General features: G+C 50.1%; 5 protein-coding genes. 2 read left to right on the top strand and 3 right to left on the bottom strand.

Annotated features, from left to right (window positions below):
• Positions 1 to 72: 72 nt before the first annotated feature.
• Positions 73 to 1,044, top strand: coding sequence for a T9SS type A sorting domain-containing protein (locus Q4A89_RS07940; protein WP_303184754.1), 972 nt, complete (start codon positions 73 to 75; stop codon positions 1,042 to 1,044).
• Positions 1,045 to 1,146: 102 nt separating this feature from the next.
• Complete coding sequence (locus tag Q4A89_RS07935) at positions 1,147 to 1,737, top strand: hypothetical protein (protein ID WP_303184752.1); 591 nt, start codon at positions 1,147 to 1,149, stop codon at positions 1,735 to 1,737.
• Between the two features lie 756 nt (positions 1,738 to 2,493).
• Here Q4A89_RS07935 and groL read toward each other — a convergent pair.
• The 3 genes from groL to hisS all read right to left on the bottom strand — a co-directional run bounded on the left by groL (position 2,494) and on the right by hisS (position 6,046).
• Positions 2,494 to 4,128 carry a chaperonin GroEL gene (gene groL, locus Q4A89_RS07930; RefSeq protein ID WP_303184750.1) on the bottom strand — a complete coding sequence of 545 codons (1,635 nt, stop codon included), beginning with the start codon at positions 4,126 to 4,128 and terminating at the stop codon, positions 2,494 to 2,496.
• Between the two features lie 49 nt (positions 4,129 to 4,177).
• Positions 4,178 to 4,447 carry a co-chaperone GroES gene (gene groES / locus Q4A89_RS07925; protein WP_124752420.1) on the bottom strand — a complete coding sequence of 90 codons (270 nt, stop codon included), beginning with the start codon at positions 4,445 to 4,447 and terminating at the stop codon, positions 4,178 to 4,180.
• Between the two features lie 228 nt (positions 4,448 to 4,675).
• On the bottom strand, positions 4,676 to 6,046 hold the full coding sequence (hisS, locus tag Q4A89_RS07920; protein ID WP_303184748.1) for a histidine--tRNA ligase: 1,371 nt from the start codon (positions 6,044 to 6,046) through the stop codon (positions 4,676 to 4,678).
• Position 6,047: the final 1 nt, after the last annotated feature.

The following is a 6,047-nucleotide window of genomic DNA, read 5'->3' as shown; positions in this document are numbered from 1 at the left end:
ACAACAAACTAAACAGATGGTATTATTCTAATAAACATTATCCCGAACTCACGTAAAGTATGGGTGCAAGATATGGAAGACCCCTCTGGTGGCCCGCAAACCGAATGGATGGAGAATATCACATCGTATACGATTCGCGACGATGAGTACCTGAGGCCCGAGGCTGAATTCGAAATCGGAGTTTCCGTGATGGATGAAGCCGGCAACGAAGCTGACTTTTATCCCCAAGAAGGGACGGTTACAACCCCCGAAGGCGAAGCGCCTACCCTCGAAGAGCCCGAAATAGCCCTGCAATGGTTGGACGACGGCCGGTTATTGGTATCGTGGGATTATGCAACCGACAATGAAACGCCACACGACGAACTGCTATACAAGGTTACAGTAACGGATACGAAGAAGTTTATGGATGGTCTTAATCCGGGACGTATCGCACAAGATATTGAACGAGATATTATCAAAGACAATCTTGAACGGATTAAAATAGAACTGCCCAAGGGGATAAAATTGCCGCGAAAAAGGATGGTGAAGAAGCCCCGACCGATACAAACAGGGGGGATTCTGGGCAGATACGAATCCGAATATTTTACATCCGGTAGCATCTCGACCGCTACTCCGCCACCGGTCCCCCCGCTTAAACCGATGTATCTCCTTGTCGGCAACATCATGCCTGGCAAAACGTATAGCATCGACGTACGAGTGATGGACGAAGCCGAAAACACGGCTTTCTATAAAGGAGTAAAAGTCTCGGCACCGAAAAAGACGGACCGGAAAATCGCCGTCGGCAAGACAATCGGAGGAACACAAAACCCGCCGATAGAGCTCCTTTCCGACCCGTTGTTGGCAAAGCCCTCGGCATGGACGGAAGGCAAAAGGTTGTATATCGATTCGCCGGTAGCCGAACGGGTAGACGTATACACAGCTGCGGGCAAGCGGTTACTGAGCCTGAACAAACCCTCGGGGCAGGCAGTATATGACCTCTCGTTGCCGCAAGGCATCATTGTGGTAAAAGGCGAAACATGGACGCATAAAATAGTCGTTCATTAAACACACAGTTGCTTCCCGCCCGGCAAGGCCGGTATCCGGAGCCCGGCGGGAAGCCATCATACATACATCAAGGATTATTCAGTATACTTAAAATCAGACAATATGAAGCAGATAAAACAATGGGCTGTCCTGATTATGCTGACAGCCATAACGGCGATGGCAACCCAGGCACAAACCGTGGACATGAGCAACTATATCGTTTTCACGACCAAACCGGGCAAGACTGTTAGCGCTGAAGTAGTAGGACAGGGATGGATCAAAATAACGAATGGATCCGGCAACGACCGCACAATAAAGCTGCCTTCGGGACACACCAAGATTGCCAGCAATGCCCCGAACGGAGCGGTAACCGTTTATGGAAAACTCGATATCGTAAACTGCAGAGAGACTGATCTTACCGGTATTGATGTAACTCATAACAAAAGCTTGAGAGTGCTTTACTGTGATAACAATGAGTTGACACAACTTGACGTCAGCAACATGCCGGAATTAATTGGGCTTTACTGCCGGGATAATAAAATCCACAGCCTCAATGCAGCCAACAGTCCCAAACTGGAAGTTATATGGGCTCATAACAACAGCTTTACCGCCCAACAGATAGACGTTAGTGTAGTCAATGTAGGGGCGGGCCTTGTGTCCGCCCTGACTATCGCCGACGCTTCGAACGCAAAGGAAGTGAAAAACGAAAAGTGAAAAGTGAAAAATGACGCCCTTCGGGCGGAGAATAATTGTGAATGGTTATTTACCGCGTACATGATTCGGCGTGTACTACGGATTCCCCCCTTTGAAGGGGGGGCAGGGGGATGTTCATATCCACACCATGGCGGGCAAACACCTCAACAATTCAACAACTAAACAACTAAACACCTCAACGCCCGAAGGGGGTTATAAGGGCTGAAAGCCCGATCTATTTCAGCCCCATCCCGTCAGGGTGGGGTATTGATGACCATTCCTTGTTGGGAGGGCTGAAAGCCTGACTTAATCCCGGATTCCGCATTGAGTTATTTTTCTTAGTATAAAATCAATTTCAAATACACTTATAATATGTTGATATATAAGTTTTTAAACAATGTTTTTTTGAAAAAATCTCTAACGCTACGCATTAGAAAAATATATGTATTATGTTTTATTAATCAGGTAGTTATAGTTGTTTTTTATTCTATTGCGTAATCTGGGTTAATCGGAAGCAGTCAGCCATCAGTATTCAGCTTGCGTAATTCGTAATTTGTAATTCGTAATTGTTGTAGCCAACAATTCAACAACTAAACACTTCAACAACTCAACGCCCGAAGGGCTATAAACAACTCAACAACTCAACGAATCAACACCCCGAAAAGGCTCAACGCCCCAAAAAAGAAAGCTGCCCCTTCCGAGGAGTCGATGACTCCGTCGGGGGGGCAGCCCTTTTCTAATACCTATATTTAATTACTTTGCGATAGCGATCGGGAATTACATCATTCCGCCCATGCCACCCATGCCCGGGTTCATCGGAGGAGCCGGTGTTTCTTCCTTCTTCTCGGCTACGACACATTCGGTAGTCAGGAACATACCGGCGATCGACGCGGCATTTTCGAGCGCGATACGTGTCACTTTGGCAGGGTCAACGACTCCGGCCTCGCAGAGGTCTTCGTACACATCGGTGCGAGCGTTGTATCCGAAAGCTCCCTTGCCTTCTTTTACCTTCTGCACCACTACGGCGCCTTCCTTACCGGCGTTGTTCACGATCTGACGCAACGGCTCTTCGATGGCGCGTTTCACGATTTCGATACCCGTCGTTTCGTCTTCGTTCTCACCTTTGAGGCCTTCGAGTACCGAAATAGCGCGGAGATATGCCACGCCGCCACCGGGCACCGTACCTTCTTCGATCGCCGCGCGGGTAGCATGCAACGCGTCGTCTACACGGTCTTTCTTCTCTTTCATTTCCACTTCCGAAGGAGCGCCGACGTAGAGTACCGCTACTCCGCCTGCCAACTTGGCCAGACGTTCCTGCAGTTTTTCCTTGTCGTAGTCCGACGTCGTCGTTTCGATCTGAGCCTTGATCTGTCCGATACGCGATTCGATAGCGGCCTTGTCGCCGTTCCCTTTCACAATCGTCGTATTGTCTTTGTTCACCGTGACCTTGTCGGCCGATCCGAGCATATCCATCTTGGCATCTTCCAGTTTCATGCCTTTTTCTTCGGTAATCACCGTTCCGCCTGTCAAAATGGCAATATCTTCGAGCATCGCCTTGCGACGGTCGCCGAAGCCCGGGGCCTTCACGGCGCATACTTTCAGCCCACCGCGCAGACGGTTCACCACAAGCGTAGCCAACGCTTCGCTGTCGATGTCTTCGGCAATGATCAGCAAGGCGCGACCCGACTGAACGACTTGTTCCAGAATGGGAAGCAGGTCTTTCAATACCGAAATCTTTTTGTCGTAGATCAGGATGTACGGATTTTCGAACTGGGTTTCCATCTTTTCCGTGTCGGTCACGAAATAAGCGGAGATATAACCGCGATCGAACTGCATCCCTTCGACCACGTCGACCGTCGTTTCCGTTCCTTTGGCCTCTTCGACGGTGATAACGCCTTCTTTCTTCACCTTCTGCATCGCTTCGGCAATCAACTTGCCGATGCTCTCGTCGCCGTTAGCCGAAATCTTAGCCACGTGCTCGATACGGTCCATGTTCGTACCTACCGCTTCGGACTGCGACGCGATGCTTTCTACTACTTTCGATACCGCCTTGTCGATACCGCGTTTCAAGTCCATCGGATTGGCTCCGGCCGTTACGTTCTTCAGCCCTACGCCGATGATGGCCTGTGCCAAAACGGTAGCGGTCGTCGTTCCGTCGCCGGCTTTGTCGTTCGTTTTCGAAGCCACTTCCTTCACGAGCTGCGCGCCCATGTTCTCGTACGGACACGTGAGCTCTATTTCTTTCGCCACCGTTACACCGTCTTTGGTGATTTGCGGCGCGCCGAATTTCTTTTCGATAATGACATTGCGACCTTTCGGACCTAATGTTACTTTAACGGCATTTGCCAATTCGTCCACACCTTTCTTCAGAAGGTCGCGGGCATTCATGTCGAATTTAATTTCTTTTGCCATGATATTTTGTTATTAATCTTTATGATTCGTTTATGTTTCGTTGGGTTGATCAGATGATAGCCAAAACGTCGGATTGACGCATGATCAGGTATTTCTCTCCGTCGAGCTCGATTTCCGTACCGGCATATTTGCCATACAGCACACGGTCGCCCTGAGCCAACACCATCTCTTCGTCTTTCGTACCCTTACCGACCGCGATAATTTCGCCTTTCAAGGGTTTCTCCTTGGCCGAGTCCGGGATAATGATTCCGCTCGCCGTCTTTTCTTCAGCTTCTGCCGGCTTAACCAGCACTCTGTCTGCTAATGGTTTAACATTCATGTTTTCTACGTTTTAATTGTTAATGCTATATTTATTTGTTTCTATTTTGTTTTGATCTGCTGCCCATGCGAATGCGAATACCGTGCCAAATGCAATCTATCCCCCCAATCTGTCACGTTTGCCGACAATACGTCAGAAATTCGACCCAAGGATATGACAAGATGTCTCACTCGGCACCTTTTTCGGCCATTCGTTCCGTCCGATGCTTCCGATCACTCTCCGGAACCTTTATCCGTGAGCGAGCAGCCGTTCAATCAGTTCGTCCGTACCTACGGACTCCTGTTCACCGGACTGCATATTCTTGAGGTTGATCGTTCCTTCGGCCATTTCGTTTTCGCCGACGAGGGCCACGAACGGAATCTTTTTCGCATCGGCATAGCCCATTTGCTTCTTCATCTTCGCCGCTTCGGGGTAAAGCTCGGCACGTATGCCGGCCGCACGCACCTGTGCCATAACCGGTAACAGATATGCGGCTTCTTTTTCGCCGAAATGGACGAACATGACCTGCGTCGTTTGGAGCGAATCGGCTGGATAGAGGTCGAGCTGGTTGAGCACGTCGTAGATCCGGTCTGCTCCGAACGAGATGCCGACCCCCGACATACCGTCCATCCCGAATACGCCCGTCAGATTGTCATACCGGCCTCCGCCCGTGATGCTGCCGATCTCTACATCGAGCGCTTTCACCTCAAAGATGGTTCCGGTATAATAATTCAGTCCGCGCGCCAGTGTCAGGTCGGTTTCGAGCGCAGCCGTAAGCGGCAGTTGCTCGATATGATCCAGAATATATTCCGTTTCTTCAATTCCTTTCAGACCCGTCTCGGATCCGGCGAGCATCTCTTTCAGCACAGCCATCTTCTCGCGGTTATCGCCTTTCATCACGATAATGGGTTGGAGCCGCGCAATCGCTTCTTCCGAGATGCCTTTGCTCCGCAATTCGTCGTTGACGCCGTCGAGGCCGATCTTATCGAGCTTATCCATCGCCACGGTAATGTCCGTGATCTTATCGGCCTCGCGGATCATCTCGGCAATACCGGTCAGAATTTTACGGTTATTCATCTTGATAGACACCCGTATGCCGAAACGGCGGAACACTTCGTCCATGATCTGGATCAATTCCACCTCGTTCAGCAACGAATCCGACCCGACTACATCGCCGTCGCACTGATAAAACTCCCGATAGCGGCCTTTCTGCGGCCGGTCGGCACGCCATACGGGCTGTATCTGGTAGCGCTTGAACGGGAAGGAAATATCGTTGCGATGCTGCACGACAAAACGGGCGAAGGGCACGGTCAAATCATAACGCAATCCTTTCTCACAGGCTTTCGCCGCAAACTTGAGCGCGTTTCGTTCACGCAGTTCATCGTCCGTAAAGCACGACAAACAATTGCCCGAATTCAGAATTTTAAACAGCAGGCGGTCGCCTTCTTCGCCATACTTCCCCATCAAGGTGGAAAGATTCTCCATGGCGGGCGTTTCGATCTGCTGAAAGCCGTAGAGGTGATAAACGTCGCGAATCGTATTGAAAATATAGTTGCGCTTGGCCATCTCTTCGGGCGAGAAGTCGCGCGTTCCTTTCGGAATAGAAGGTTTCTGTGCCATG

It is taken from the genome of Tannerella sp. (assembly GCF_030528505.1).
GTDB lineage: Bacteria > Bacteroidota > Bacteroidia > Bacteroidales > Tannerellaceae > Tannerella.
Note: the sequence above shows the minus strand (reverse complement) of the source record. Positions and strands in the feature narration are given on the sequence as shown.

Excerpts from the sequence above, each read along its gene's own strand:
- Q4A89_RS07940 (WP_303184754.1), top strand. The coding sequence starts at position 73 with ATGGAAGACCCCTCTGGTGGCCCGCAAACCGAATGGATGGAGAATATC.
- Q4A89_RS07935 (WP_303184752.1), top strand. The coding sequence starts at position 1,147 with ATGAAGCAGATAAAACAATGGGCTGTCCTGATTATGCTGACAGCCATA.
- groL (WP_303184750.1), bottom strand. The coding sequence starts at position 4,128 with ATGGCAAAAGAAATTAAATTCGACATGAATGCCCGCGACCTTCTGAAG.
- groES (WP_124752420.1), bottom strand. The coding sequence starts at position 4,447 with ATGAATGTTAAACCATTAGCAGACAGAGTGCTGGTTAAGCCGGCAGAA.
- hisS (WP_303184748.1), bottom strand. The coding sequence starts at position 6,046 with ATGGCACAGAAACCTTCTATTCCGAAAGGAACGCGCGACTTCTCGCCC.